Raw genomic sequence first — 2413 nt, forward strand, 5'->3', positions numbered from 1 at the left:
GGCCTCGGCCAGCCCCGGGGCCAGGAAGCGCCGGTCGTAGCCGATCACCACCTCCCGGCTGGCGAGGCCCTCCGGGGCGCTGGCGGCCAGTTCCCGGGCCGCGGCCGCTGCCACCGGCAGCAGGCGCTCCATGGTGATGTCCACCCCGAGAATGCCCCGCCAGCCATCGGTGCCGAAGTGGATCGGTCCGGCCTCGAGGGGCAGGGGGGCGGAGGCCATGGGCGGCAGCGCGGAGGCGAAGGAGGAGCAGGCCGGTCGTAGCAGGCCGGGCCGTGCGGATGGCTGGGGCGGGTGCCGGCCTGATGGCAGGCCACCGGCCCCCCTAGCCTGCAGCCCATGTTCCCGACCCCGGACGCCGCCTCCCCCGGATCCCCCGTCCTCACCGACCGCCTGCTGCGCAGCTGGGTGCGCTGCCGGCGGCGGGCCTGGCTCGATCTCCACGGCGCGCCCCAGGAGCGGCAGTGGAGCGCCCACCGCGCCCTGGCCCTCGACGACCAGCTGCGCAGCTTCCAGAGCCTGCTGCCCCAGCGCCCCGGCCACGGGGAGGGGGCCTGTCGCGACGGGTCGCCCGGTGTGGTGGGTCTGCGGCTGGCGGGAACCGGCCCCCGGGGCCTGCGCCTGGAGGCCCATCCGAGCCTCCTGGAGCGGGTCGAGGGGCCCAGCCGCTGGGGCGCCCACAGCTACCGGCCGGTGCTGGCCCGCCAGGGCCGGCGCCTCACCCGGGAGCACCGCCTGCAGCTGGCCCTGTGGGGCGGGTTGCTGGCGGTGCACCAGCGGGCCCCCGTGCCCCATGGACTGGTGGTGGCCGGCGCCGACCGGGGGCTGGAGCGGGAACGGCTCGCCCTCGGTCCTTCCCTGGAGCGCCAGTTGGACGAGAGCCTGGAGCGCCTGGCCATCGACCTGGCCCGCAGCGAGCCGCCGCCCCTGGTCAGCGACCGCAAGAAATGCACCCTCTGCAGCTGGCGCGGCGCCTGCGATCGGGTCGCGGCCGCCGAGGGGCACCTGAGCGAGGTGAGCGGCATCGGCGGCAAGCGCCGCGAGCTGCTGCTGGAGCTGGGCATCACCAGCCTCGATGAGCTGGCGGCGGCCGATCCGGAGCAGCTGGCCGAGGACCTGGCCGTTCACAGCGAGCAGCACCGCGAGGTGGCTCCCCGGCTGGTGGCCCAGGCCAGGGTGCAGCAGGAGGGCATCCCCCGGCGCAGCGGCCAGGGGGCCGGCCCCGCCCTGCCGGAGCTCTCGGCGGCGCCCGGGGTGCTGCTCTACGACATCGAATCCGATCCCGATGCCCGCGACGACTTCCTCCATGGCCTGGTGCGGCTGGAGCGCGGTGCGGACGGCCGCTGGCCCGGGGCGCCGGGGCCGGGGGAGAGCCTGGGGAGCTACCAGCCCCTGCTCGCCCTGCAGGAGCACGGCGAAGCCCTGCTCTGGCGGCGGCTGAGCACGCTGCTGGCCCGCTACCCCGACTGGCCCGTCCTCCACTACGGCGAGACCGAGTCGGTCGCCCTGCTGCGGCTGGCCGAGCGCCAGGGGGCCAGCGAACGGGAGCGGGAGCGGTTGCGGGCCCGGCTGGTGGATGTGCACCAGCGGCTTCGGCGCCACTGGTTGCTGCCGGTCAACAGCTACGGGCTCAAGGCCGTGGCCAGCTGGCAGGGCTTCAGCTGGAGCCAGAAGGGGGTCGACGGGGCCCGCTGCCTGCTCTGGTGGCGTCAGTGGCGGGAGGGCTCCGGCGGGCCGCGGCGTCCGAGCCGGAGGGCCCTGGGCCGCAAGCTGCAGCGGATCTTCCGCTACAACCAGGACGACAGCCTGGCCACCTGGGCAGTGGTCCGCTGGCTGCTGGATCAGGACGGGGCCTTGCCCCCCGGCCCCACCGGCGGCGGCTGAAACGCCTCCGGCAGCGACAGGCTCAGGGGCAAGCCCGGGGCCGGGCCGGCCCGCAGCTCGCTCTCCTGCAGCCAGGCCTTGCGCACCAGGGCCAGGCCGATCCAGCCCCCGCCACCGGGCAGTTCCAGGCTCGAGGTGATCACCCCGGCGCGGCCCCCGGCCAAGTCCTGCAGGGGCGTGCCCGCAGCCACGGCCCCGGCGGGGACAGCCTCGTCGGGGACAGCCGTGGCCCACCAGCGGCGCAGCTGCTGTTTCACCCCGTCGTAGGTGGCCAGCTTGGCCAGGGTCTCCTGGCCCACGTAGCAGCCCTTGCTCAGGCTCACCCGTCCTGCCAGCCCCAGCTCGAAGGGGTTGATCTCCTCGTTGATCTCCCCCGGCACCGCCGGCAGGCCCTGCTGCAGCCGCCAGCGTTCCGCCTCCTGCGGCTCCAGGGGGCGCCGGGCGGCCAGGGCGGGGGGCAAGGGGGCCTCGGCGGGCAGCAGCAGGGCCTCCCCCAGCCGCCAGCCCGGCGATCCCTCGAGCGGCGCCCAGG

2 protein-coding genes and 1 pseudogene are annotated in these 2413 nt (G+C 76.3%); 1 reads left to right on the plus strand and 2 read right to left on the minus strand.

The genetic code is table 11. The features are described from left to right. Positions 1-219: pseudogene (locus VB737_RS16325) on the minus strand (phosphoglucomutase/phosphomannomutase family protein); the annotation flags it as partial. A gap of 117 nt (positions 220-336) precedes the next feature. On the opposite strand from VB737_RS16325, the gene VB737_RS16330 reads away from it, so the two are divergent. After that, positions 337-1881, plus strand: a complete 1545-nt coding sequence (locus tag VB737_RS16330; RefSeq protein ID WP_500314509.1) for a TM0106 family RecB-like putative nuclease — start codon at positions 337-339, stop codon at positions 1879-1881. On the opposite strand, the gene ygfZ is transcribed toward VB737_RS16330, so the two are convergent. After that, a partial coding sequence (ygfZ, locus tag VB737_RS16335; protein WP_500314511.1) for a CAF17-like 4Fe-4S cluster assembly/insertion protein YgfZ occupies positions 1839-2413 on the minus strand: 575 nt, incomplete at its 5' end. The two genes, VB737_RS16330 and ygfZ, sit on opposite strands and share 43 nt — an antisense overlap.

It is taken from the genome of Synechococcus sp. BA-120 BA3, from assembly GCF_034931285.1.
Classification (GTDB): domain Bacteria; phylum Cyanobacteriota; class Cyanobacteriia; order PCC-6307; family Cyanobiaceae; genus Cyanobium.